This is a genomic window from Streptomyces sp. NPDC050528, from assembly GCF_044457795.1.
In the GTDB taxonomy this organism is placed as follows: domain Bacteria; phylum Actinomycetota; class Actinomycetes; order Streptomycetales; family Streptomycetaceae; genus Streptomyces.
The window spans coordinates 354,633-378,345 of sequence record NZ_JBITHH010000001.1 but is presented as its reverse complement, the minus strand read 5'-3'; the positions used below and the strand labels follow the sequence as shown (position 1 = coordinate 378,345).

The window sequence follows — 23,713 nt, the reverse complement described above, 5'->3', positions numbered from 1 at the left end:
CCGGCGGGAGGGAGTCGGACGATGGCCGGTGCGCGGAAGAACGCGCCGCCGCGCGAGGACGTCCTCGCCGCGGCCATGGGCATGATCGCCGAACGTGGCCTGGAGCAGCTCACCATGGCGGCGCTCGGCCGCGAGGTCGGCATGAGCAGCGGCCATCTCCTCTACTACTTCCACTCCAAGGACGAACTCCTGCTCCAGGCCCTGGAGTGGAGCGAGGGCAGGCTCGGCGCCGAGCGCGGACGCCTGCTGACCCGTACGGCGACGACGGTCCGCGAGCGGGTCGACGCGTACGTCGACCTGTACGTCCCCGAAGGCCACCGCGACCCGCACTGGACCCTGTGGCTGGAGGTCTGGAACCGCTCGCAGAACGCCGACGACGAGGCCCGCGACCGGCAGGCCGCCATCGAGGGCGTCTGGCACCGTGACCTGGTCGCGCTGATCGCGGAGGGGGTGTCCCGGGGCGAGTTCCGAGCCGTCGACCCGGACCGTTTCGCCGCCCGGCTGCGCGCCCTCCTCGACGGCTTCTCCATCCATGTCGCGATCGGACTGCGCGGCACGGACCGGGCGCAAGTTCTCGGCCACGTACGGGAGTTCCTGAACGAGGGACTGCTCGCGGACGCGTGACCTTCCGTCCTGGTTGTACGCAATGCGACTGATTGACCCGGTGGAACCCGGTGCGCTTGCATCCCTGGGAGTCCCCGGTGCGGGACCGGGGGAAGACGAGGTTTCGGGGGAAGCCATGTTGATGTCCAGACGCACCACCGGTATGTCCTTGGGGGCCGCGCTGCTCCTCGCGCTGGGTGCCGCCGCCGTCCCGGCCGACGCGGCACCGCACCGGCCGCCCGGCGCGCAACGGGTCAGTACCGCCGCCGACGGCAGTCAGGCCGACGGGTCGTCCGCCGAGGCCGCGATCAGCGCCGACGGCCGGTCCGTCGCGTTCACGTCGACCGCGCCGAGCTTCGGCTGCGCGCGCTCCTTCTCGTGCCTGCGGGTGAAGAACCTGGCGACCGGCGGAGTGACCGCGATCGACCTCGGGCCCGGATTCACCTACAGCGCACCGGTGCTGAGCACGGACGGGAGCCGGGTCGCGTACTCCGCCGGCACCCGCTTCATGGCTCCGTACCTCTACGACCGCGCCACCGGCAGCTCGACGAAGCTGTGGCCCCAAGACCCGCCCGGAACCAACGAGTTGGGCCGCGTGGAGTCGCTCAGCCCGGACGGCACACATGTCGCGTACACCCTCGGCAGCCGCAACGGCCCGGACGCCACCCGGCTCCTCTACGTCCGCGACACGGCCACCGGCGCCGACGAACTGGTCTCACCGGCCGAGGAGGGCGACAAGAACGGCGCCTCGGTGAGCGGCGACGGCAAGCGGATCGCGTACGGCATCCGCACCGACTCCGAGACGGATCCGGCCGACGTCTACGTCAAGGACCGGGCGACGGGCAAGCGGACCCAGGTCGACGCGGACCTCGGCCCCGCCTACCTGGTCCGTATCACCGGGGACGGCCGCCGCGTCCTCCTCTACGCCGAGGGCGGCCTGTACGTCCACGACCTGCGCACCGGTACGTCGCGGCGCGTCGCGGAGGGGAACCCCGGGGCGGCCACGGCGGACGGCCGGTACGCCGTCGTCTCGGGCGACGACGGCACCCGGGTGCGCGATCTGCGGACCGGGCACAAGGGCGCCGCCCTCCCGTGGGCCAGCCAGGCCGGATCGGACGCGCTGACCGCCGACGGCCGTACGGTGGCGTTCAGTTCGGCGGTGTCGTACCTGGTGCCGGACGACACCAACCGGGAGTCGGACGTGTTCGTCTACTCGGGGAAGCTCGCCGCGCACCCGGCCCCGATCCCGTACGTCACCGAACGGATCAGCCTCACACGGGACGGGCAGCAGCGCACCGCCGCGTCCCACGACCCGGCGATCGCGGACGACCGCAACCTCTCCTTCACGTCGGACGGCAGCGTCTTCGTCAACGCGCCCGGAGGCATCGGCGAGGTCAACGACGCCACCCAGAAACCCTCGTCCCAGGGCACGCCCTGCACCAGCGGACGCATGGTGGGTTACGTGGCCCCGCACGCGACCGACGGCGCTCCGGAGGTCTTCATCCGCAACCGCTCGGTCGGCAAGCTGACCGGCCTCGCCTCCTACCAGGGCGTCCGCTTCACCTGGATGGGACAGCCCGCGATCGAACCCGGCTGCCGGTGGATCACCTACGCCGCCACCCTGCCCGCCACCACCACCGACCCCGCGCCCCAGCCCCGGATCTACCGCTTCACGTTCAACGGCGGCGCCTTCGACGTGGTCAGCGCTCCCACGGGCGAGGCGGCGGCCAACCCGTCCATCAGCTACAACGGCCGGTACATCGCCTTCGAGCAGGGCGGCGCCGTCTCCGTCCGCGACCTGGACACCGGCACCCTGGAGAAGGCCGGCGACAAGGCGTCGGCGCCCTCCCTCAGCGATGACGGCCGCAAGGTCGCCTTCCAGCACGGCCGGGACGTCTACGTCCGTGACCTCGACGCCGGGACCACGGTCCGGGTCGGCAGGGGCGCGGAGCCCTCGCTCTCCGGGGACGGCGCCCGGGTCGCGTACACCTCGGGGGGTTCCGTGTACCTGCTCGAACTCGCCACCGGCAAGCGGCAGTTGATGAGCGCCGACCGCTGGGGCGGCCGTAGCGACCTCCCGGCGCTGCACCCGTCCGTCAACGACGACGGCACGGCCGTGGCGTTCGAGTCGGCGTCGTCCGACCTGGTGCCGGGGGACACCAACGGGGTCTCGGACGTGTTCGTGCGCCAGGCGAGTTGATCAACCGACTGTTCGCATCATGAGACGGACGGTGAGCACGGACGCGGGGTGTGCCAGACTGCGTCCGTGTTCTCGTTCGCCACGATTATTGGCAGCAGGCGCGCCGGTCCGCAGTGACCGCCTCGTACGACCAGGTACGGGCGGCCACCGTCGTCACTCGACCCGCGCGCAGACCTCTCGCACCCGCGAGGGGTTTTTCGCTTTTCTGGCCCACCTGCAGCCGGGAAAGCAGTGCGAGGGATCATTGAGGGACGGTGGAGCCGGTCATTCCGGTACAGACCGAGATTCAGATCCTCAGGAGCCAGACACCATGACGGAAACCAGCGAGTTCGACGATTCGTTCCACGTCTTCGACACGACCCTGCGTGACGGCGCGCAGCGGGAGGGCATCAACCTCACCGTCGCGGACAAGCTGGCCATCGCTCGGCACCTGGACGACTTCGGCGTCGGCTTCATCGAGGGCGGCTGGCCCGGCGCCAACCCGCGGGACACCGAGTTCTTCGCCCGCGCCAAGCAGGAGATCGACTTCAAGCACGCCAAGCTGGTCGCCTTCGGCGCCACCCGGCGAGCAAAGGCCAAGGCGAGCGAGGACCCGCAGGTCAAGGCGCTCCTGGACTCCGGCGCCGACGTCATCACCCTCGTCGCGAAGTCCCACGACCGGCATGTCGAGCTGGCCCTGCGCACCACCCTCGACGAGAACCTGGAGATGGTCCGCGACACCGTCTCCCACCTGGTCGCCCAGGGCCGCCGCGTCTTCGTCGACTGCGAGCACTTCTTCGACGGCTACCGCGCGAACCCCGAGTACGCGAAGGCGGTCGTACGCTCCGCCGCCGAGGCCGGCGCCTCCGTCGTGATCCTCTGCGACACCAACGGCGGGATGCTCCCGGCGCAGATCCAGGCGGTCGTCTCCACGGTCCTCGCCGACACCGGCGCCCGGCTCGGCATCCACACCCAGGACGACACGGGCTGCGCGGTCGCCAACACCCTCGCCGCCGTCGACGCGGGCGCGACCCACGTCCAGTGCACGGCGAACGGCTACGGCGAGCGCGTCGGCAACGCCAACCTCTTCCCCGTCGTCGCGGCCCTGGAGCTGAAGTACGGCAAGAAGGTCCTCCCCGACGGCAAGCTCCGCGAGATGACCCGCATCTCGCACGCGATCGCCGAGGTGGTGAACCTCACCCCGTCCACGCACCAGCCGTACGTAGGCGTCTCGGCCTTCGCCCACAAGGCGGGCCTGCACGCCTCCGCGATCAAGGTCGACCCGGACCTGTACCAGCACATCGACCCCGAGCAGGTCGGCAACACCATGCGGATGCTGGTCTCCGACATGGCGGGCCGGGCGTCGATCGAGCTCAAGGGCAAGGAACTCGGCGTAGACATCAGCGGCGACCGCGAGCTGGTGGGCAGGGTCGTAGAGCGAGTGAAGGAGCGAGAGCTCAAGGGCTACACGTACGAGGCGGCGGACGCGTCCTTCGAACTCCTCCTCCGCGCCGAGGCAGAGGGCAAGGCCCGCTCGTACTTCGAGGTCGAATCCTGGCGCGCGATCGTGGAGGACCGCCCCGACGGCACCCACGCCAATGAGGCCACGGTCAAGCTGTACGCCAAGGGCGAGCGCATCGTCGCCACGGCAGAGGGCAACGGCCCGGTCCACGCCCTGGACAGCGCCCTGCGCGTGGCCCTGGAGAAGATCTACCCCCAACTCGCCAAACTGGAGCTCGTCGACTACAAGGTCCGCATCCTGGAGGGCAAGCACGGCACGTCCTCCACGACCCGCGTCCTGATCGCCACGTCGGACGGCTCGGCGGAGTGGTCGACGGTGGGCGTGGCCGAGAACGTCATCGCCGCGTCCTGGCAGGCGCTGGCCGATGCGTACACATACGGCTTGCTGCGCGCGGGAGTTGAGCCCGCGGAGTAATCCACCCGGGGTTCAGCAGGAGTCCTCGGCGAGCTTCTCGAACTCGCCGAGGCTCATGGCCTTGCCGTCGGCCCAGACCTGGCCGGGCCGGAGCGCGGTGATCTGTTCGGTGGTGAACTCGACGATCCCGTTGTACGAGTCGCCGGTGATGTAGTGCCCGAAGACCAGCGAGTACGTGTGCTTCGGCAGGAGCCGCTGCTCACCCCGGTGCCGGGCCTGCCACGCCGCCGGCGGCGAGAACAGCGGGAACTCGACGTCCCCGCGCAGCTTCTCCTTCCGCACGTCCCACCCCGTGGTGACCGGCCCGCCCTGGGCGCTCGCGGTCGTCCCGTCGAGCGACGGCGACTGGTAACTGTCGTCCCCGCACGGCCGGATGAGCGCGTACGGCGCCCCGTCCGCCCCGAGCCGTATCCCGGCCAGCGGCAGATCGACGGCGGCGCACCCGCTCAACACCAACGCACCGGCGACCGTGCCCAGCACGGCCGCCGCCCCCCGCGTACGTTTCATGACTCCCCTACTGCAGATGCCACTTCTGGTTGGCGGCCCCCGTGCACGTCCAGATCTGCGCCCTCGCCCCGTTCGTCGACGAATTGCCCGTCACATCAAGGCACTTGTTGGCCGCCGTATTCACCACATCACCGGTCGAGGAGTTGTACGACCACTGTTGCGCGGCGGTTCCGTTGCAGTCGTACAACTGCACCTTCGCCCCGTCGGCGGTCGAAGCCGACGTCACGTCGAGGCACTTGCCGAGCGAGCGCACCGTGCCGTCGGTGCCCACGGTCCACTGCTGGGCGGTCGAGCCGTTGCAGTCGTAGAGCTGGACGGCCGTGCCGTTGGTGGTCGAACCCCCGGCCACGTCAAGGCACTTGCTCGCGAGGCCGACGAACGCGCCGGTCTGGCTGCCGCCGCCGGCCTGCGTGCCCGTCCAGGTGAAGGTCGCGGACGTCTTGCCCGGCAACGAGTAAGTCGCGTGCTGGCCACCCCAGTTGATGGTCACCGTCTTCGCCGTGGACGCGTCGTTGTACGCGATCAGCGCCTTCGAGCCGTCCGGGTTGCGCCACGCCACGTTCGGCACGTTGGTGGACGCCGTCGACGCGATCCGCTGGGCTCCAGGCCGTACGAACTTCGTCAACTGGCCCATCGTGTAGTACTCGACGGTGTAGTCGACGGTCCCGCTCGCGCCGTCGCCGTTGTGCACGGTGATCAGGCCGGTGCAGGTGCCGCAGCCACCGTTGTGCGGGCCCATGTTCTGGTCCACGGCGAGCGACCACTTGGTCACCGACTTCGCCCAGTTCCGGGTGTAGTCGATGATGTTGTTCATGTCCTCGCGCTGCTGGTTGGCGATCCAGGTGCCACCGGAGTGCTCGGTGCCGAAGGCGTCCAGCGTCGGGTACTGGTTGTGCACGGTGGTCTGCTTGGTGACGTCACCGCCGTAGCCGTGCCAGGCGATCCCACCGAAGTTGGGGTTGGCGCGGACCGTCGCGTCATCGACCGTCGAGGCCGCGTACGAGTCGTACACGTCCCAGTTCCAGTCGTGCGCCAGCACCTTCGTCGTCAGCCCGGACGCGTTGAGCTTCGGGAGCAGCTCGCTCTTCGTGAAGTAGGCGAGCCCCGACGCGTTCCAGCTCATCGACGGGTAGCCGGAGCAACACGTCGGCTCGTTCTGGACGGTCACGTACGAGACCGGAACGCCCTGATCCTTGTACGCCTGGAGGTACTTGACGAAGTAGTTGGCGTACGCCCCGTAGTCCTCGGACTTCAGCCAGCCGCCGTTGAGCGAACCGCTGTCCTTCATCCACGCCGGTGCCGTCCATGGCGAGGCCATGACAGTCAGAGAGGGGTTCAGTGAGAGCGCCTGCTTGGTGAGCGGCACCACGTCCGCCAGGTCGTGCGCGATCGAGAAGGAGGTGAGGTTCGGGTCGGTCTGACCGGCCGCCACGTCGTCGTACGAGTAGCCGTACCGCGCGAGGTCCGATGCGCCCATAGGGTTGCGCAGGAACGAGAGACCGATGCCGTCCGTGGGCGAGAACAGCTTGGTCATGGTCGCGTTGCGGGTCGCCGCCGACAGCGCGCCGCTGCTGTTCATCAGCCAGGCCGCCGTGTCCGTGAAGGACGCGCCGCCCCCGGTGAACGTCTGGTAGCGGGTGTTCTCGTCGACAGTGATGTTCTCGCCGCTGCCGCCCGTCCCGGACGAGAAGGCGAACGGCGTCTGGGCCTGGAGGCCGCGCGTGACATGGCGTCCGGCGGCGTCGTCGGTGGTGGTGAGCCAGGCCGTGACCTGTTCACCGGCGGCGTGTGCGGGGGGTACGGCCGCGGTGAAGCCGGCCACGGAGAGCAGTCCGGCGAGCAGCAGCCGGGCCGTGCGGGGGGTTCTCCTGGACATGGATGCGTTAGCCCTTCCTGACGAGACGTCTTGACGGGTCTGCGGGCCGTTAGTTAACTCACGGCGTGATCTAAGTCATGAGTGAACTGTGCGAACCCAGAGTGAACCAGAGCCTCAGAGCCGAGGGAAGGTCCATGCCAAGAACCGCCCTGCTCGTTTCCACCGCCCTGTGCGCCGCGCTGCTGTCACCGGCGGCCGTCTCCCAGGCGGCCGCCGCCGCCGACCCAGCCCCCACGCCCGTCGACCGCTTCGAGGGCGAGGTGCCCTTCGCGAGCCAGCCCGCCGAGGGCATCTTCACCTGGGGCGGTGACACCGACGACCCGCCCCAACTCGCCCTGACCGCGAGACCGGACGCCCCCGAGGGCGCGAAGGTTCTTTCCGGCACGTACGACATCAGCGGCTACGGCGGCTTCACCCACGACTACGCCGCGACCGAACCCGGCCACGACTGGTCCGCCCACCAGGGCATCCGCTTCTGGTGGGACGGCCAGAACACCGGCAAGTCCACCAACTTCGAGATCAAGGACGGCGGCGCGAACGGCGAGGCCTCCGAGCTGTGGACGACGTCCTTCACGGACGACTTCACGGGCTGGAAGCAGATCGAGATCCCGTTCACCAACTTCGTCTACCGCACGGACTACCAGCCCGTCGGCGGCATCGACCACGTCCTCGGCCTCACCCAGATGTGGGGCTACGCGGTCACGCTCCCCGTCGGCATCAAGGGCCAATTCGCCATGGACGACGTCGAGTTGTACGGCAAGGCCGACCAGTCCCTGCGCGCCTCCGTCACCACCGACTCCGCCGTCTACCCGGTGAAGCAGGGCGCTACGGCCGCGGTCAAGGTCACCGTCTCCACCACCGGCGCCGTCCCGCTCGACGACCCGGTCACCGTCGCCTACACCTCCGACGGCGGCACGGCCACCTCTGGCAAGGACTACACCCCGGTCTCCGGCACGCTCACCTTCCCGGCGGGCACCGCGTCCGGCGCCACCCAGACCGTCAAGGTCCGCACGCTCAAGGACAAGTCCGCCGAGAACGCCGAGACGATCCCGCTGAAGCTCACGGTCACCGGCGCCAAGGCCTCGACCGAGAACCCGCAGGTCGTCATCGACGCGCACGGACTGCCGTACCTGGACAGCAAGTTGCCCGTCAAGAAGCGCGTCGCCGACCTCGTCAAGCGCATGTCGCCGGCGGAGAAGGCCGGGCAGATGACCCAGGCCGAGCGCGGCGCGATGAGCACCCCGAGCGACATCGCCTCCTACGACCTCGGCTCCCTGCTCTCCGGCGGCGGCTCGACCCCGACGCCCAACACGGCGGCGGCCTGGGCGAAGATGATCGACTCGTTCCAACTCCGCACGCAGGCAACCCGGTTCCAGATCCCGCTGATCTACGGCGTCGACGCGGTCCACGGCCACAACAACCTGGCCGGCGCCACGATCATGCCGCACAACATCGGCATCGGTGCGACCCGCGACCCCCAACTCGCCGAGAAGACAGGCGCGGTGACGGCAAGTGAGGTCCGCTCGACCGGCGTCCCGTGGGACTTCGCCCCGTGCCTCTGCGTCACCCGTGACGAACGCTGGGGCCGCTCCTACGAGTCGTTCGGCGAGGACCCGGCACTGGTCCAGTCGATGGAGACGGTGATCCAGGGTCTCCAAGGCGCCGCGAACGGCAAGCAGTTGAAGGACGACGACAAGGTCCTGGCCACCGCCAAGCACTTCGTCGGCGACGGCGGCACCGCGTACGGCTCCTCCACGACGGGCACGTACACGATCGACCAGGGCGTCACCACGGTCACCCGGCAGCAGCTGGAAGCCATCCATCTAGCCCCCTACCAAACGGCAGTTGACCGAGGCATCGGCACGGTCATGCCGTCCTACTCCTCGCTCGACATCGTCGGCGACGGCCTCGGCCCGGTGAAGATGCACGCCCGCGCCGACATGATCAACGGCGTCCTCAAGAACCGCATGGGTTTCGACGGCTTCGTCATCAGCGACTGGAACGCCATCGACCAACTCCCCGGCGACTACGCCGCGCACGTCGACACCGCGGTCAACGCGGGCGTCGACATGATGATGGTCCCGTACAGCTACAAGGACTTCAGCTCGACGCTCATCGCCGAGGTGAAGGCGGGCCACGTCACCGAGAAGCGGATCGACGACGCCGTATCGCGCATCCTCACCCAGAAGTTCAAGCTCGGCCTCTTCGAGAAGCCGTACGCCGACACGAGCAACGCCTCGAAGATCGGCTCGACTTCGCACCGGGCCGTGGCCCGGCAGGCGGCGGCCGAGTCGCAGGTGCTGCTGAAGAACGCGGGCAACGTCCTGCCGCTGAAGAAGTCGCAGAAGGTCTACGTCGCCGGTTCCAACGCCGACGACCTCGGCAACCAGACCGGCGGCTGGACCATCACCTGGCAGGGCGCGTCCGGCACGAACACCACCGGCACGACGATCCTCCAGGGGATGAAGAACGCCGGCGGGAACGTCACGTACTCCAAGGACGCGTCCGCCTCGACCAGCGGTTATGACGTGGGTGTGGTCGTCGTCGGCGAGACCCCGTACGCCGAGGGCGTGGGCGATGTCGGCAACGGCAACGACCTTTCCCTCACCCCGGCCGACCAGGCAGCCGTGGACAAGGTGTGCGCGGCGATGAAGTGCGCGGTGCTGATCGTCTCCGGGCGACCGCAGCTGATCGGGGACCGACTCCCCAAGATCGACGCCCTGGTGGCGTCGTGGCTGCCCGGCACCGAGGGCGACGGTGTGGCCGACGTGCTCTACGGCAAGCGGTCCTTCACCGGTCAACTCCCGGTCACCTGGCCGAAGTCGGAGGCCCAGCTCCCGATCAACGTGGGTGACACGTCGTACGATCCGCAGTTCCCGTACGGCTGGGGACTGACGACCGTGACGAAGACGCCGACGGGTGGCGCGGCCACGCTGAAGGCGCTGGAGGCCGCGGCGGCGCACACCAGGTCGGCGGCGACCGGCAAGGCGCTCGTCACCAAGGCGCGGCTGCTCGTGCAGGCGAAGGTGGGGCAGAACGTGACGGCTGCGGTGTCCAAGCCGTTCGCCGACGCGGACCATCTGCTGCTGACGGGTAAGTACGCGGCGGCTGTGCAGAAGTTGGAGGAGGCGTACAAGGCGGCGTAGGCCTTGGCTTGTTCGCTTGCTTCCGCACCCCCTGTGGCCTCAACGGCACGGGGGGTGCGGCTGGTTGGCGGGCAGTTCCACCGTGACGCGGAGGCCGCCGGCCGGGCGCGGGGTCAGGGTGAGGGTGCCGTCGTGGGCGCCGGTGATGGTCTTGACGATCGCCAGGCCGAGGCCGACTCCCGCGTGGTCGGTGTGGAGGCGTTCGGTGCCGCGCTGGAAGGGCTCGGTGAGGGTCGAGACCTGGTGCGGGGTGAGCGGGTCGCCGGTGTTCTCGACCGTGAGGACGGCGGATTTGGGGTGGATGGCGGTGTTGATCCACACGGTGCCCCGCTCGGGAAGGTTGTGGACGATCGCGTTCTGCACGAGGTTCGTGGTGAGTTGGAGCAGGAGGGCCTGGGAGCCGCGGGCGGGGGTGATGTCGCCGTCGGTCTCGATGGTGACGCCGTGTTTCTCCGCGAGGGGGAGGAGCGTCTCGGTGGCCTCTTCCGCGAGGAGCGAGAGGTCGACGGGTTCGCGGGTGATGGACCACTGGTTGGCGCGGCTGAGCAGGAGCAGGGCCTCGGTGGCGTCGATCGCCCGGGCGTTGACCGTGTGGAGGCGGTCGATGATCTCGCCGGTGTCCTGGTCCGGGTCGGTGCGGGCCAGGTCGAGGAGGGTCTTCGAGATCGCGAGCGGGGTGCGCAGTTCGTGGGAGGCGTTGGCCGCGAAGCGCTGCTGTTCGGTGACGTGGGCTTCGAGCCGGGCCAGCATCGTGTCGAAGGCGTCGGCGAGTTCGCGGAACTCGTCGGTGCGGCCCGGGAGTTGGATGCGGTGGGACAGCGAGCCGTTCGTGGCCAGACGGGTGGCCTCCGTGAGGCGGGTCAGCGGCGCGAGCATGCGCCCGGCGAGCAGCCACCCGCCCACGAGGCCGAACACCAGCAGGAACGCGAGGACGGCGGCCGCTCGCGGCGCGAAGACCTCCAGGAGGGCGGAGCGGATGGGGAAGACCCCGTCCGTGGGCCGGTCGTTGGGGTTGATGAGCATCGCGCGGTTGGGGACGTAGCGGAGGAGGAACACCCACACCGCCGTGAGCAGCAGGGCGCCCGCCACCATGAGGAACCCGGCGTAGCTGAGGGTGAGTTTGAGACGGACACTCATCCCGGGCGCCCTATCCACGGTCGTCTCCGTCATCCACGGCCTTCTCCCTCGCATCCGGCCCCGGGCTGCGCGTCGATCCGGTAGCCGACGCCCGGCACCGTGGCGATGATCCAGGGTTCGCCGAGCCGCTTGCGCAGCGCCGAGACGGTGATGCGTACGGCGTTGGTGAACGGGTCGGCGTTCTCGTCCCAGGCCCGCTCCAGGAGTTCCTCGGCGCTGACGACTCCGCCCTCGGCGACGACGAGGACGTCCAGCACCGCGAACTGCTTCCGGGTCAGGGCGACATAGCGGCCGTCCCGGTAGACCTCGCGGCGGAACGGATCGACGCGCAGGCCCGCCAACTCCCGTACAGGCGGCCTGTTGTGGGCGCGTCGGCGGTCCAACGCCCGCAGCCGGAGCGCGAGTTCCTGGAGTTCGAAGGGCTTCGTGAGGTAGTCGTCGGCGCCGAGTTCGAACCCGCTCGTCTTGTCGTCGAGACGATCGGCGGCGGTGAGCATCAGGATCGGCATCCCGCTGCCGGACGCGACGATACGGCGGGCGACCTCGTCGCCGGAGGGGCCGGGGATGTCGCGGTCGAGGACGGCGATGTCGTAGGCGTTGACGCTCAGCAGCTCCAGCGCGGTGTTCCCGTCCCCCGCGATGTCGGCGGCGATCGCGGCCAGGCGCAGGCCGTCGCGGATCGCCTCCGCCAGGTAGGGCTCGTCCTCGACGATCAGCACACGCATGGGTTCGATGGTAGGAGTCGGCCCATATCGTCCGCGTATCGAAAACTCCATACGGGCCGGCAACACCGGACCGCCTTGAGTGACGGGGTGAAGATCCCCCGGATTCCGCTCGAACCCTGGAAACGCCGCCCGGAGCTCGCGGCGCTGGCCCTGCTGCTCGGCCTGCTGATGATGCTGCACGCCCACATCCCGAACATCGCGGGAGTCGGCAGCCTGGTGGAGAACCTCCTGCCGTGGTTCGGCGTCTACGTGCCGGTGCTGCTGGCCGCGGCGCTGTGGCGTCGCTCCGCCTCCGCCCTGGTCGCGCTGGTGCTGCCGGTCACAGTGTGGCTGAGCCTGTTCGGCGGGCTGCTCACCGACAAGTCCCACCCCGGCGGCGACCTCACCGTCGTCAGCCACAACGTCGACGCCGGCAACTCCGACCCGGCCGGCACCGCCCGCCAACTCGCCGCCTCCGGCGCGGACTTGCTCGCCCTGGAAGAGCTGACCGACCAGGCCCGGGCCACGTACGAGAAAGGATTGGCGAAGGCGTACCCGTACCACGAGGTGCGCGGCACGGTCGGCCTGTGGAGCAAGCTGCCGCTGTCGGACACGCGGCCCGTCGACGTCGTACAGGGCGATGTCGGACCGCTGGCGAAGACCAAGCCGCCCGAATCCGCGGCGGAGACGGCGGCCGAGGTCCGGGCGCTGCGCACGACGGTGACCACGGCTCACGGGCCGCTGGCGGTGTACGTGGCGCACCTGGGTTCCGTGCGGGTGATGCCCGGCCAGGGCTTCTGGACGGACTCCCGCGACTTCGGCGCCCGCGCGCTGGCCAAGGCGATCGCCGCGGAACCCAACAAGCGGGTGGTCCTGCTCGGCGACCTGAACGGCACCACGGACGACCGCGCGCTCCACGGCCTCACCTCGCGCCTGACCTCGGCCCAGCAGACGGCCGGCAACGGCTTCGGCCTCACCTGGCCTGCGGCTTTCCCGATCGCGCGCATCGACCAGATCCTCGTACGAGGCGTACGACCGCGGAGCGCGTGGGTGCTGCCCGAGACCGGGAGCGATCACCTCCCGGTGGCGGCCCGGATCAGCTGGTGAGCGGCGGCCGACGGGCGGGCACAGGTGGGCCGACCAAGGGAGCCGGTGTCGGGTAGCGTCGAATCATGAAGGCCGTGATCCGGACCCGAACCCTCCCGGGGCTGCTGCTGGCCCTGTTGCTCGCCGCGCTGACCATGGCGTCCCCGGCCGCCGCGGACACCGGCGTCTCGACGATCGCCCAGGCGTTGCGCAAGAGCCCGGTCTACGTCGACCCGGCGGCCGGCTCCGCGTTGTCGTCGTCCGATGCCGACGCGCTCGCCCAGCGCATCAAGAAGGCCGACAAGCCGGTCTTCGTCGTGGTCCTCCCCGCCGGTTACCCGGCGACGAGCTTCTCGACCCTCCGCACCGCGACCGGCATCACCGGCCTCTACGCGGTCCGCGTCGGCGACCAGTTCGCTGCCCGCGCCGACTCCTCCGTCCTGTCGAACACCGCCGTGCAGAACCTGGTCGGCAGCGTGCAGGGCGAGGACGCGAAGACCCAGCTCACCGACTTCACCGACCGCGCGCTCGCGAGCATGGGCGGTTCGGCCCCCGCGTCCTGGGGCGGCTCCTCGGACGGCGGGGGAGTCTCCGGTACGGCGCTGATCGTCGCGGGCGGGGTACTGGTGGCGGGCGGCGCGGGGGCGTACACCCTCGTACGCCGCAGCCGTCGCCGCCGCGAGGAGGAACAGCGGGCGGCGCTGGACAAGCTGCGGGTGGTCGTGGACGAGGACATCACCGCCTTCGGCGAGGAACTGGACCGCCTCGAATTCCACCCGGCCGAACCCGGCGCCGACGACGCGATGCGCGCCGACTACGAACGCGCCCTGGACGCCTACGAACAGGCGAAGTCGTACATGGCGGCGGCCACGAAACCGGAGGACGTCCGGTCGGTCACCCAGGCCCTGGAAGACGGCCGCTTCTCCCTCGCGCAACTCGCCGCCCGCCGAGAGGGCCGCCCGCTGCCCGAACGCCGGGCCCCTTGCTTCTTCGACCCGCGCCACGGCCCGTCCGTCGCCGACGCCACCTGGACCCCGCCCGGCGGCGCACCCCGCGAGGTCCCGGTCTGCGCGGCCGACCAGGCCCGCCTCGCCGACGGCCGCGACCCGATGATCCGCGAGGTCGACACCGACTACGGCCGCCGCCCGTACTGGGACGCCGGCCCGGCCTACGGCCCCTGGGCAGGCGGCTACTTCGGCGGCGGCATCCTCCCCGGCCTCCTGCTCGGCACGGTCCTCGGCAGCATGATGTCCACCCCGTCCTACGCCTCCGACTACGGCACGGGCTACGGCGACTTCGGCAGCGGCGGGTACGACGGCGGCGACGTCTCCGGCGCGAACTTCGATTCCGACGACTTCGGTGGCGGCTTCGGAGGGGGCGGGGACTTCGGCGGCGGCGGAGACGGCGGTGGCGGAGGGGACTTCGGCGGCGGGTTCTGAGCGAGCTGCGGGGGTGGGAAACACGGGCCCGGCGCTCATGCGGCGCCGGACCCGCGGAAGAAGGACGTACGTCAGAGTGAAGCCGCCGCCGACGCGATCGCGGAGGCGAACGTGGACACCTCGCTGTACACACCGGGCGCGTTCGCGCGGGCGCACCCTATGCCCCAGCTGACGATGCCGACCTGGATCCAGGCGTTGGCGCTGTCCCGGCGGAACATCGGACCACCGGAGTCGCCCTGACAGGTGTCGACCCCACCGGCCGTGTACCCGGCACAGATCTCGTCACTGGCCACGAGCCCGCTGTACCCGCTGTAGGACCGGCAGGTGGCGTCACTCACGAACGGCACGGTGGCCTTGCGCAGATACCGCTGCTGAGCCCCGCCCTCACTGGCCGAACCCCACCCGGCGATGGTGAAGGTCCCGGTGTTGTACTCCGTGGTCGTGGCGATCTTCAGCGTCGGCACGGTGGTGATGGGCGAGGCGAGCTTGATGAGCGCCCAGTCCTTGCCGTTGCCGTTGTACCCCGGCGCCCGGTACACGTACGTCGACTTGACCTGGACCCGCCCGGTGGTGGACTGCAGGTCCACCACACCCGCGGTGGCGGTGATGCCGGTGTTCGCACCGGTCCCGCTCACACAGTGCGCGGCGGTCAGCACGATCTGCGGGGTGTAGAGCGCGCCGCCACAGCCCATCGAGAGCCGGACCATGAACGGGAACTCGCCCTGCGCGGCGGTGGTTCCGCCGACGACGGGCGTGGGGGCGGCCTGCGCCGCCGAGACAGGCTGAAGACTGGCGATCGCGAGAGCGGCGGCGCCGACGGCCGCGCATCTCTTGAGGGCGGTGAGGAGCTTCTTCAACGTGATGCCTTCCATGGGAGGTGGCAATGACGTGCGCATGCCAATCGAGAGCATTAAAGAAATGCCCAAGTTCTGACATGGGCCGGTCAAATCTGTTGAAGGATTATGGGAACCCTGTGAACGTCCGCACAAGGTGTGTATTTCAGCCATCGGCCAGCCGCTCCATCAAGGCCGACGCCAGCTCCAGCACCCCCCGCTCCGTCGCGCTCAGCGACGCCAGCGCCTCCGCCAGCCACACGTCCCGCTCGACCATGTCCTGATCCAGCGCCCGTCGCCCCTTCGTCGTCAGGGTGAGGACGGACTGACGCCGGTCCACGGTGCCCGGCTCGCGCGAGATCAGCCCCTCCGCCTCCAGTTCGGCGAAGGTCCGGGTGAGGGACTGGGGCCTCTGCCGCTCGGTCGCCGCGATCTCGCCGGGGGTCGCCGACGCGTGCCGGTGCAGATGCCCGAGCACGATCAACTGGTTCGGCGTGAGCCCCGCCTCGTTGCCGCGCTCCTGCCGCAACCGCCGATTCAGCCGTACGACGCCACGACGGATGCGGGCGGCCTCGGGAAGATGATCCATGCCGGATATCGTACGCGGATACTTACTATCTACGGTCCACGCACCCCGCTATCCTCCTGATGTGACCGCCAAACTAATACGCAACGCGTACGAAGCGGCTCTGACGATGACCGCCGTGCTGCTCAGCTGGGGCATGGCGCTCTGGCTGGAGGGCGCCGAGGGACTCCACACCGACGTACTGGTCCTCGCGGTCGCCCTGACCCTCACCCTGTCCTCCAGCCAGCGCACCGCCGACACCCGCCGCAGGCTCACCGCCCTCGTCCTGCTGCCCGTCACGGCCGGCGCCTCGATCTTCGTCGGCCGACTCCTCGCCTCCCACTACGTGCTCGGCGCAGCCGTCTACACGGCGGGCATGACTCTGGCCATCTGGATCCGCCGCTACGGCCCCGCCGCCACGAAGGCCGGCACCCTGCTGGCGCTTCCGCTCGTCGCCCTCCTCGTCGTACCCGGCCCCGCGCTGCCGTCCAAGGCGCAGAGCGGGTTGGTCACTTGGGGCTGGTCGGCGCTGGTCGGGGCGCTGGCGTGCGCCGGGGTCTGGCTCGTCCAGGGACTCGGAGACCGCTTCGGGCCCTGGCGCGCGGAACCCGCCCCCGAACAACCCCCGCGCCGCTCCCGCCTCCACCCCCGCCCCAGCACCCGCATGGCGTTGCAGATGGCGGCCGGGATCGCCGCCGCGTTCACCGTCGGGCATCTGCTCTTCGACGACCACTGGCCGTGGGTCGTCCTCACCGCGTACGTCGCCGCGAGCGGCAACCGAGGCCGAACGGACGTACTCCGCAAGGGACTTGAACGCCTCGCCGGAGCCACGGTCGGCACGCTGCTGGCCGCGGGTATCGCGGCGGCGGGAGTCACCGGCGACACCGCCGTGGCGCTCATGTTCACCGTCCTGGCAGTGGCGTTGTGGCTGCGCCCTCTCAACTACGCCTACTGGGCCGCCGGAATGACCTGCGCGCTCTCCCTCCTCCTCGGCTACTTCGGCCAGGACGCGCTGAGCCTGCTGCCCACGCGGCTCGAAGGGATCGCGGTCGGGGCGGTGTTGGCGGTCGCGTCGGCCTGGTGGCTGCTGCCGGTGCCGCGCGCCCGCCGCCGTCAGCCGGTCCTCGGCACGACGAGCCCCGTCTCGTAGGCCATGACTACGGCCTGCGTACGATCCCGCAGCCCCAGCTTCGACAGGATCCGGCTGACGTGTGTCTTCACGGTCTCCTCGCCGACGTGCAGCCGTTCGGCGAGTTCGGGGTTGGACAGGCCCTCCGCGAGCAGCCGCAGGACGTCGGTCTCGCGTGGGGTGAGGACGTCCAACTTCCCCTGCGCGGGCGCCTTCGGCCGCATTCGCGCGAACTCCGCGATCAGCCGCCGCGTGACCCCGGGCGCGAGCAACGCCTCACCGGCGGCCACGACCCGTACCGCCTCGAAGAGCCGTTCCGCGGTCACGTCCTTCAGCAGGAACCCGCTGGCACCGGCCGCGAGCGCGTCGTAGACATGCTCGTCGAGGTCGAAGGTGGTCAGCACCAACACCCGTGGTGTCGCAGGGCCGTTCTGGAGTAGCGCGGTGGCCTCGATGCCGTCCATGACCGGCATGCGTACGTCCATCAGCACCACGTCGGGCGACTCCTCGCGGCAGACGCGCACCGCCTCGGCGCCGTCGCGGGCCGTGCCCACGACCGTGAAGTCGGCCTGGGTGGCGAGGATTCCGGCGTATCCGAACCGGACGATCTCGTGGTCGTCGGCGACGACGATCCGGATGCTCACGGCAGCGCCGTCGCCTCCTCCTCCGACTTGACGGGCAGTCGCGCCTCGACGACGAATCCGCCCCCGGGTGCGGGTCCGGTGCGCAGGGTGCCGCCGACCGTCGCGGCCCGCTCCCGCATGCCCAGCAGCCCGTGGCCGGAGAGCTCGACGGCCGGCCCCGGCCCGTTGTCGCGCACGCGGACCGCCAAGTCCTCGTCCCCGTAACGGAGTTCTACGTCCACTGCTGCGCCCGGCGCGTGCCGGCGGGCGTTGGTGAGGGCCTCCTGGACGATCCGGTACGCGGTGACCTCGATGCCGGGGTCGAGCGGGGTGATGGGGCCGCTGACGATGAGGCGGGTGCGGGAGCCGGCCGCGTCGCGTGACTCGTCGACCAGGTCCATGAGTTGGGCGAGGCCGGGCTGGGGCCGGCGTTGGACTCCGGTGTCGGCGTCCTCCCGCAGCACGCCCAACAGCCGCCGCATCTCGGTGAGTGCGGTGCGGGCGGTGTCGCCGATGGCGAGGAGGCGGGTGGCGCCCTCGGTCGGCAACCCGGGGGTGGTGAGCCGGGCGGTCTCGGCCTGGACGGCGATCATCGAAATATGATGCGCGACGACATCGTGCAACTCCCGTGCGATACGCGCCCGTTCACCCCGGGCTGCATGTTCGAGGAGGGTGTCCGCGAAGGCCTGTTCCGTCGCGCTGTGGGCCTGGGCGGTGCTGCGGACGTGGTGGGCGATGCCGGTGGCCGCGGCGGCGGAGGCGAGGGTCGCGACGAGGACGGCGACGATCCGGGTCAGTTCCTCATGGCTGCCGAGGGCGATCACGACGTAGGGGAGGACGAGCAGGCCGCCGAGGCGGGTGGCTCCGGCGCGGCCCAGGACGTACACGCACACCAGTTGGGCCACGACCCCGCCGACGGTGAGCCCGGCGAAGGGGACGAGGGAGAGTACACAGGCGAGGCTGAGCGCGAGGGCGGCGCAGCTCCGGGCGAGGCGTCCGGTGCCGAGGACGAAGGCGAGGGGCAGGGTGGAGGCGAGGGCGAGAAGCAGCAGGGCGGCGAAACCACCGGCCAAGTCCGTGCTGCGGACGAGGACTTCGGTGACGGCGAGGACGGCCAACGCGACGCCTGTGACCAGGGCGCGGGTACCGGCCTCGGCGGTCCGCCACCGGGACCTCACCGCCCGTACGCCCTCACTGTCGTCACCCACTCCGTCATTGTGCCGACCCACCTGCCCGTCGGCGTCCCCCTCGTGAGGGACCTCTGTCGCGTGACGACGGGGGGTGTCCGTCGCCTCTAGCCTCCCTCACCATGAGTCACGCAACCGACGCAACCATCGAAGTCCGGGACCTGCGCAAGCGGTTCGGGCGGACGCTCGCGGTCGACGGGCTGTCGTTCACGGTCGAGCCCGGCACGGTGACCGGGTTCGTCGGTCCCAACGGGGCGGGGAAGTCCACCACCATGCGGGCCCTGCTGGGCTTGGACGCCCTCGACGGGGGACAGGCGCTGATCGGCGGCCGTCCCTATCACGCCCTGCGCACCCCGCTGTTGGAGGTCGGCGCCCTTCTCGATGCCGCCGCCCTGCACCCCAGCCGCCGGGGTCGCGACCATCTCCGCTGGCTGGCCCACTCCCACGGTCTGTCGATGCGGCGCGTGGACGAGGTGCTCGAACAGGTCGGGATGGAGGAGGCGTCCCGGCGGAGGGCGAGCGGCTACTCCCTCGGAATGCGTCAACGCCTGGGCATAGCCGTCGCGTTGCTGGGGGACCCTCCCGTACTTCTTCTCGACGAACCGGTCAACGGCCTTGATCCGGAAGGCATTCAGTGGATCCGCGGCCTCCTCCGGCACCTCGCCGCCGAAGGCCGGGCGATCCTCGTCTCCAGCCACCTGATGAGCGAACTGGAGGACACCGCAGACCACTTGGTCGTCATCGGCCGGGGCCGGCTGATCGCCGACACGGCCGTGGCCGACCTCCTCGCGGCGGCCTCCGGCGACCGGGTACGGCTGCGCACGAGCAGTCGTACGGAAGCGATGGAACTGCTGGCCCGGGAGGGCGGGACGGTCGCCGTCAACGACCGCGACACCCTCACCGTCACCGGCCTGCCCGCCGAACGGATCGTGGAGCTGCTCTCCGCGTCCCGGGTCCCCTTCGCCGAAGTGGGCGCACACCGGGCGTCGTTGGAGGAGGCCTACATGGAACTCACCCGGGACGCGGTCGAGTTCACGTCCACGCCGGCCGAGGAAACGGACGAGGTGACCCGCTGATGACGACGACACCGACGAGGACGGTCCCCCCGTACCGCTCGGCGCTGCACCCGGCCCGGGCCGGTTTCGGGCGGCTGCTGCGGGCGGAGTGGGCGAAGTTCTGGACGGTCAGGGCCTGGTTGCTGGTGCTGGCGATCGCCGCCGTGGTCACGGTCGTGATCTGCCAGTTGGGCGCGAGCGGTTCCAGCGTCGGCGGCGGCCCCACGATCGTCCTGGGCCCGGGCGGTGAGGTCGTCCACGACTCCTTCCGTTTCACCCACCGCGCGCTGACCGGCGACGGGACGGTCACGGCTCGGGTCACCGGTCTGAAGGACGCCTCCGGCAAGGGGCTGGGGCCCTGGACGAAGGGCGGGATCATCGTCAAGTCGAGCCTGAAGCCGGGCTCGCCGTACGCGGCGGTGATGGTGACCCCCGGCCATGGCGTGCGCATGCAGTGGAACTTCACCCAGGACAAGGCGGGCCCGAGCAGTGATCTGGCGAAGGCCCCGCAGTGGCTTCGCCTGAAAAGGCTGGGGGAAAAACTGACCGGCTATGCGTCGGTAGACGGTAAGAAGTGGACCCTGCTTGGAGAGGTGGGGGTCGGGGGGTTGGGGAGGACGGTTCAGGTCGGGCTGTTTCTGGCGGCTCCCGACCATCAGATCGTCCACCGCTCCTTCGGCGGCACGAGCGAGGTGGCAGGGAGCGGCCAGGCCACCGGCACCTTCGACCACCTCACCCTCCAGGGCGAGTCGACCGACAGCACCTGGTCGGCCACGGACGTCGGCGCCCCGCCCCCCAACGGACCGAACAGCCGGCCCGGTACGACGACGGTGTCGCCGGCCGGCGCCTACAGCCTCACCGGCCAGGGAGACATCGCCCCCGACGAGAACAGCCCCGACATGCTCCAGATGAGCTTCCAGGGAGTCTTCATAGGCCTCCTGTTCATGGCCACCCTGGGCACGCTCTTCGTGACGACCGAATACAAACGGGGCCTGATCCGTACGACGTTCACGGCGGCGCCGTCGCGACTGAGGGTGCTGGCGGCGAAGGCGACGGTGACAGGAGCTGTCACCTTCACAACAGGCCTGCTGGCAACGGCAATCGGCTTCACCCTGGCCCAGAAGACCCTGCGCTCCAACGGCTTCAAGCCCCCCGAGTTCCCGGACCTCTCCCTCCTGGAGAACCCGGCCCTGAGGGCGGTGGTGGGCAGCGCGGTACTGCTGTCATTGGTGGCGGTTCTGGCTCTGGCCGTGGGAGTGGTGCTGCGCAGCAGCGCGGGCACGATCGCGACGGTGGTGGTCCTGGTGATCCTCCCGCAGATCCTGTCCTTCGCCTTCCCGCTCCCGGCCGCGCAATGGCTCCTGCGGGTGACACCGGCGGCGGCCTTCGCGATCCAGCAGGGCGTGACGTACTACCCGCAGGTCCAGCACAACTGCCTTCCCGAGAGCGGCTGTTACCCCCTCACCCCGTACCACGGCCTGGCGGTCCTGGTGGCCTACACGGCGGCGGCCCTGCTGCTGGCGGCCTGGACGCTAAGGAGGCGGGACGCGTGAGATGGCTGGGCTCGTTCCACGCAGAGTGGACCAAACTCCGTACGCTGCCGAGCACTTGGTGGCTCCTGACAGCATCGGTCGCCCTGACGGCGGCGGTCGGCGCGGCGGCGGCCTCGTCGCTCACGACCCAGGTGTGCCCGTCCCCGACGGCCTGCCACGAGGACACGGTCAAACTGAGCCTCACTGGTATCCAGTTGAGCCAGTCCCTGTGCCTGGTGCTGGGCGTGCTGTCGATCGGCGCGGAGTACAGCACGGGCACGATCCGCACGACGCTCACGGCGATGCCGGGGAGGTGGCGGGTACTGGCATCAAAGGCGCTGGCCTTGTCGCTGCTGACGTCGGCTGCGGGAGTGCTGGCGGTCCTGTCAGCCCTGGCCCTGTCCCGCCTGATCCTCCCGAGCCCCACGGACGGCGCGACGCTCCGAGCGGCGGCGGGCTCGACCCTGATCCTCGTCCTGGTAACGCTCCTGGGCCTGTCCCTGGCGACCTTGCTCCGCGACACGGCCGGCGCGATCACCCTGGGCCTGGGCGTCCTCTACGTCACCCCGCTCCTGTCCCACCTGGTCAACTCCCCAACCTGGCAACACCGTTTGCAGCGCTGGACCCCCATGCCGGCGGCGCTCTCCATCCAGGCGACGAAGAACCTGGAGAGGCTGGCGATCGCTCCGTGGCCGGGGTTGGGGGTGCTGGCGGCGTATGCGGTGGGGTTGTTGGTGATCGGGGGAGCGGCGTTCAGGATGAGGGACGCGTGACCTGGCTGAGGAACTCTGTCCAAGTGCTGGGTGAGACGGTGAGGTTGGCACCGGCGGGGAGCTTGGAGTCGCGGATGTGGATGGCGGTGGGGTGGGCGGCGACTTCGATGCAGTCCCCGCCTTCGCTGCCGCTATAGCTGGACTTCCGCCAAGCGTAAGCGACTTCGATGCAATCGCCGCCCTCGCTGCTGCTGTAGCTGGACGTCAACCACGTCAAGTGCTGCCGTGCTGGGGCGTTCATCAGTCTCCTAGCAGACGTGACCGAGGAATTCCGTCCAAGTGCCGGGCGAGATGGTGAGGATGCCACCGGCGGTGACCTTGGAGTCACGGACGTGAATGGCGGCGGGGTGGGCGGCGACCTCGACGCAGTCCCCGCCCTCGTTGCTGCTGTAACTGGACTTCCGCCAGTCGTAGGCAACTTCGATGCAGTTGCCGCCCTCGCTGCTGCTGTAGCTGGACTTGAACCACGCCAAGTGCTGCCGTGCTGCGGTGTTCATCACTCTCCTAGCAGTCTGTCCAGGAGGCGCGCACTCTCGTCGGGAGAGAGGGCCTGTGACCGCAGCATTCCATACTTCAGCTGATAGACGCTGACCTCGTCCGGATCGTCCACCAGGAAACTTGCGCGCTGCACCTCCAGGTAGACCACGTGATCGTGATCGGGCGTTTCCAACAGGATCATGGGCCCAGCGAGACCCGCGTGCGGTACACGCCCCATGGGCATGATCTGGATCCCCATGTGAACGAGGTCGCAGGCGTCCCGCAGCTTACGGATCTGCGCCCGCATGACTTCCGGGCCGCCGAGAGCCGTCCGCAGGATCGACTCCTCCAAGATGAAGTGACCGAACGGCGGTTGCTTGCGCTGCCAGATCTTCTGCCGCTCCATCCGCGAGGACACCCATTGCTCCTCCGTCTCGTCCTCGAAGCGCGGGAAGCGGCTCTCGAAGGACGCACGGCAGTAGTCCTCCGTCTGTAGGAGGCCGGGAATCATCTGTGTCTGATAGGAGAGGATGCTGACTGCGCTCTGCTCGATGTCGACTAACCCCTGCGCGAACTGCGGCATCCGCTCCCGCACCGGCAACTTGTCCACCAGCGCGAACAACACCCCACCTGTGTGCAGCAGTTCATCGAACTCGATCGCCCGATGCTCCTGGAGCGCAAGCCGCCCTTGCTCGATGGACCTGATGGTGTCAACGTGCAGGTTCGCGATCTCCGCGAACTGCTCCTGCGTGAGCCCCGCCTGCCTCCGGAAGTGGGCGACCAGCCCGCCGACCGCTTGCCAAGTACCGACCTTCTTGGGCTTCTTCGCCGATTGCATGCGTGTCCCTTTCCCCCGCGCACACTTGAAGTCGTCGTAGTGAGGTCGTAGAGAAAACAAATACGACCTCACTCACTGCCCCACGATA

The 23,713-nt window shown here is 69.8% G+C and carries 21 protein-coding genes; 10 read left to right on the top strand and 11 right to left on the bottom strand.

What is annotated here, in order from left to right; translation table 11 throughout:
- Window positions 1-21: 21 nt before the first annotated feature.
- From ACIBK4_RS01830 to cimA, 3 genes are all read left to right on the top strand, one after another.
- Window positions 22-624, top strand: a complete 603-nt coding sequence (locus tag ACIBK4_RS01830; protein WP_398991145.1) for a TetR/AcrR family transcriptional regulator — start codon at window positions 22-24, stop codon at window positions 622-624.
- 121 nt (window positions 625-745) lie between these two features.
- Complete coding sequence (locus ACIBK4_RS01825) at window positions 746-2,803, top strand: hypothetical protein (RefSeq protein WP_398991143.1); 2,058 nt, start codon at window positions 746-748, stop codon at window positions 2,801-2,803.
- Window positions 2,804-3,113: 310 nt separating this feature from the next.
- Complete coding sequence (cimA, locus tag ACIBK4_RS01820; RefSeq protein ID WP_398991141.1) at window positions 3,114-4,718, top strand: citramalate synthase; 1,605 nt, start codon at window positions 3,114-3,116, stop codon at window positions 4,716-4,718.
- A 12-nt stretch (window positions 4,719-4,730) separates the two neighbouring features.
- Here cimA and ACIBK4_RS01815 read toward each other — a convergent pair whose 3' ends face one another.
- Together ACIBK4_RS01815 and ACIBK4_RS01810 are read right to left on the bottom strand one after the other, a co-directional pair.
- Window positions 4,731-5,225: a hypothetical protein gene (locus tag ACIBK4_RS01815; RefSeq protein WP_398991139.1), complete on the bottom strand. Its 495-nt coding sequence runs from the start codon at window positions 5,223-5,225 to the stop codon at window positions 4,731-4,733.
- Between the two features lie 7 nt (window positions 5,226-5,232).
- On the bottom strand, window positions 5,233-7,101 hold the full coding sequence (locus ACIBK4_RS01810; RefSeq protein ID WP_398991137.1) for a ricin-type beta-trefoil lectin domain protein: 1,869 nt from the start codon (window positions 7,099-7,101) through the stop codon (window positions 5,233-5,235).
- Between the two features lie 134 nt (window positions 7,102-7,235).
- Here ACIBK4_RS01810 and ACIBK4_RS01805 point away from each other — a divergent pair, with 134 nt between their 5' ends.
- The gene (locus ACIBK4_RS01805; protein ID WP_398991135.1) at window positions 7,236-10,247 is read left to right on the top strand and encodes a glycoside hydrolase family 3 protein; all 3,012 of its coding nucleotides are present in this window, start codon (window positions 7,236-7,238) and stop codon (window positions 10,245-10,247) included.
- Between the two features lie 39 nt (window positions 10,248-10,286).
- On the opposite strand, the gene ACIBK4_RS01800 is transcribed toward ACIBK4_RS01805, so the two are convergent.
- Together ACIBK4_RS01800 and ACIBK4_RS01795 are read right to left on the bottom strand one after the other, a co-directional pair.
- Complete coding sequence (locus ACIBK4_RS01800; RefSeq protein ID WP_398991133.1) at window positions 10,287-11,384, bottom strand: sensor histidine kinase; 1,098 nt, start codon at window positions 11,382-11,384, stop codon at window positions 10,287-10,289.
- Window positions 11,385-11,413: 29 nt separating this feature from the next.
- A complete protein-coding gene (locus ACIBK4_RS01795) occupies window positions 11,414-12,109 on the bottom strand; it encodes a response regulator transcription factor (RefSeq protein ID WP_398991131.1) in 696 nt (231 codons plus the stop codon).
- 168 nt (window positions 12,110-12,277) lie between these two features.
- Between ACIBK4_RS01795 and ACIBK4_RS01790 the strand changes: the two genes are divergently transcribed.
- Together ACIBK4_RS01790 and ACIBK4_RS01785 are read left to right on the top strand one after the other, a co-directional pair.
- Entirely contained in the window at window positions 12,278-13,195 is a 918-nt protein-coding gene (locus ACIBK4_RS01790) for an endonuclease/exonuclease/phosphatase family protein (protein ID WP_398992907.1), read from the top strand.
- Between the two features lie 65 nt (window positions 13,196-13,260).
- Window positions 13,261-14,613: a hypothetical protein gene (locus ACIBK4_RS01785; protein WP_398991129.1), complete on the top strand. Its 1,353-nt coding sequence runs from the start codon at window positions 13,261-13,263 to the stop codon at window positions 14,611-14,613.
- A gap of 71 nt (window positions 14,614-14,684) precedes the next feature.
- On the opposite strand, the gene ACIBK4_RS01780 is transcribed toward ACIBK4_RS01785, so the two are convergent.
- Together ACIBK4_RS01780 and ACIBK4_RS01775 are read right to left on the bottom strand one after the other, a co-directional pair.
- On the bottom strand, window positions 14,685-15,470 hold the full coding sequence (locus tag ACIBK4_RS01780) for a S1 family peptidase (RefSeq protein WP_398992905.1): 786 nt from the start codon (window positions 15,468-15,470) through the stop codon (window positions 14,685-14,687).
- A 142-nt stretch (window positions 15,471-15,612) separates the two neighbouring features.
- Entirely contained in the window at window positions 15,613-16,035 is a 423-nt protein-coding gene (locus ACIBK4_RS01775; protein WP_398991127.1) for a MarR family winged helix-turn-helix transcriptional regulator, read from the bottom strand.
- A 61-nt stretch (window positions 16,036-16,096) separates the two neighbouring features.
- Between ACIBK4_RS01775 and ACIBK4_RS01770 the strand changes: the two genes are divergently transcribed.
- On the top strand, window positions 16,097-17,161 hold the full coding sequence (locus ACIBK4_RS01770) for an FUSC family protein (protein ID WP_398991125.1): 1,065 nt from the start codon (window positions 16,097-16,099) through the stop codon (window positions 17,159-17,161).
- On the opposite strand, the gene ACIBK4_RS01765 is transcribed toward ACIBK4_RS01770, so the two are convergent.
- Window positions 17,125-17,784 carry a response regulator gene (locus tag ACIBK4_RS01765; RefSeq protein WP_398991123.1) on the bottom strand — a complete coding sequence of 220 codons (660 nt, stop codon included), beginning with the start codon at window positions 17,782-17,784 and terminating at the stop codon, window positions 17,125-17,127. The genes ACIBK4_RS01770 and ACIBK4_RS01765 overlap by 37 nt on opposite strands.
- A complete protein-coding gene (locus tag ACIBK4_RS01760) occupies window positions 17,781-18,941 on the bottom strand; it encodes a sensor histidine kinase (protein ID WP_398992903.1) in 1,161 nt (386 codons plus the stop codon). The genes ACIBK4_RS01765 and ACIBK4_RS01760 overlap by 4 nt, the downstream gene beginning before the upstream one ends.
- A gap of 131 nt (window positions 18,942-19,072) precedes the next feature.
- Between ACIBK4_RS01760 and ACIBK4_RS01755 the strand changes: the two genes are divergently transcribed.
- The 3 genes from ACIBK4_RS01755 to ACIBK4_RS01745 are packed head-to-tail and all read left to right on the top strand — an operon-like array spanning window position 19,073 to window position 22,310.
- A complete protein-coding gene (locus ACIBK4_RS01755; RefSeq protein WP_398991121.1) occupies window positions 19,073-20,026 on the top strand; it encodes an ABC transporter ATP-binding protein in 954 nt (317 codons plus the stop codon).
- Window positions 20,026-21,558: a hypothetical protein gene (locus tag ACIBK4_RS01750; protein ID WP_398991119.1), complete on the top strand. Its 1,533-nt coding sequence runs from the start codon at window positions 20,026-20,028 to the stop codon at window positions 21,556-21,558. The genes ACIBK4_RS01755 and ACIBK4_RS01750 overlap by 1 nt, the downstream gene beginning before the upstream one ends.
- Window positions 21,555-22,310 (top strand): ABC transporter permease subunit, encoded by a 756-nt coding sequence (locus tag ACIBK4_RS01745; protein WP_398991117.1) that lies wholly within the window; start codon window positions 21,555-21,557, stop codon window positions 22,308-22,310. The genes ACIBK4_RS01750 and ACIBK4_RS01745 overlap by 4 nt, the downstream gene beginning before the upstream one ends.
- On the opposite strand, the gene ACIBK4_RS01740 is transcribed toward ACIBK4_RS01745, so the two are convergent.
- From ACIBK4_RS01740 to ACIBK4_RS01730, 3 genes are read right to left on the bottom strand one after another with little or no spacing between them, the layout of a single operon-like run.
- Window positions 22,291-22,551: a DUF397 domain-containing protein gene (locus ACIBK4_RS01740; RefSeq protein ID WP_398991115.1), complete on the bottom strand. Its 261-nt coding sequence runs from the start codon at window positions 22,549-22,551 to the stop codon at window positions 22,291-22,293. The genes ACIBK4_RS01745 and ACIBK4_RS01740 overlap by 20 nt on opposite strands.
- Window positions 22,552-22,558: 7 nt before the next feature.
- Window positions 22,559-22,807, bottom strand: coding sequence for a DUF397 domain-containing protein (locus tag ACIBK4_RS01735; RefSeq protein WP_398991113.1), 249 nt, complete (start codon window positions 22,805-22,807; stop codon window positions 22,559-22,561).
- Window positions 22,807-23,625, bottom strand: coding sequence for a helix-turn-helix domain-containing protein (locus ACIBK4_RS01730; RefSeq protein ID WP_398991112.1), 819 nt, complete (start codon window positions 23,623-23,625; stop codon window positions 22,807-22,809). Before ACIBK4_RS01730 ends, ACIBK4_RS01735 begins: the two co-directional genes overlap by 1 nt.
- Window positions 23,626-23,713 lie beyond the last annotated feature (88 nt).

Bases quoted from the DNA above. Each gene is read 5' to 3' on its own strand.
- ACIBK4_RS01830 (WP_398991145.1), top strand. From the start codon at position 22: ATGGCCGGTGCGCGGAAGAACGCGCCGCCGCGCGAGGACGTCCTCGCC.
- ACIBK4_RS01825 (WP_398991143.1), top strand. From the start codon at position 746: ATGTCCAGACGCACCACCGGTATGTCCTTGGGGGCCGCGCTGCTCCTC.
- cimA (WP_398991141.1), top strand. From the start codon at position 3,114: ATGACGGAAACCAGCGAGTTCGACGATTCGTTCCACGTCTTCGACACG.
- ACIBK4_RS01815 (WP_398991139.1), bottom strand. From the start codon at position 5,225: ATGAAACGTACGCGGGGGGCGGCGGCCGTGCTGGGCACGGTCGCCGGT.
- ACIBK4_RS01810 (WP_398991137.1), bottom strand. From the start codon at position 7,101: ATGTCCAGGAGAACCCCCCGCACGGCCCGGCTGCTGCTCGCCGGACTG.
- ACIBK4_RS01805 (WP_398991135.1), top strand. From the start codon at position 7,236: ATGCCAAGAACCGCCCTGCTCGTTTCCACCGCCCTGTGCGCCGCGCTG.
- ACIBK4_RS01800 (WP_398991133.1), bottom strand. From the start codon at position 11,384: ATGAGTGTCCGTCTCAAACTCACCCTCAGCTACGCCGGGTTCCTCATG.
- ACIBK4_RS01795 (WP_398991131.1), bottom strand. From the start codon at position 12,109: ATGCGTGTGCTGATCGTCGAGGACGAGCCCTACCTGGCGGAGGCGATC.
- ACIBK4_RS01790 (WP_398992907.1), top strand. From the start codon at position 12,278: ATGATGCTGCACGCCCACATCCCGAACATCGCGGGAGTCGGCAGCCTG.
- ACIBK4_RS01785 (WP_398991129.1), top strand. From the start codon at position 13,261: ATGAAGGCCGTGATCCGGACCCGAACCCTCCCGGGGCTGCTGCTGGCC.
- ACIBK4_RS01775 (WP_398991127.1), bottom strand. From the start codon at position 16,035: ATGGATCATCTTCCCGAGGCCGCCCGCATCCGTCGTGGCGTCGTACGG.
- ACIBK4_RS01755 (WP_398991121.1), top strand. From the start codon at position 19,073: ATGAGTCACGCAACCGACGCAACCATCGAAGTCCGGGACCTGCGCAAG.
- ACIBK4_RS01750 (WP_398991119.1), top strand. From the start codon at position 20,026: ATGACGACGACACCGACGAGGACGGTCCCCCCGTACCGCTCGGCGCTG.
- ACIBK4_RS01740 (WP_398991115.1), bottom strand. From the start codon at position 22,551: ATGAACGCCCCAGCACGGCAGCACTTGACGTGGTTGACGTCCAGCTAC.
- ACIBK4_RS01735 (WP_398991113.1), bottom strand. From the start codon at position 22,807: ATGAACACCGCAGCACGGCAGCACTTGGCGTGGTTCAAGTCCAGCTAC.
- ACIBK4_RS01730 (WP_398991112.1), bottom strand. From the start codon at position 23,625: ATGCAATCGGCGAAGAAGCCCAAGAAGGTCGGTACTTGGCAAGCGGTC.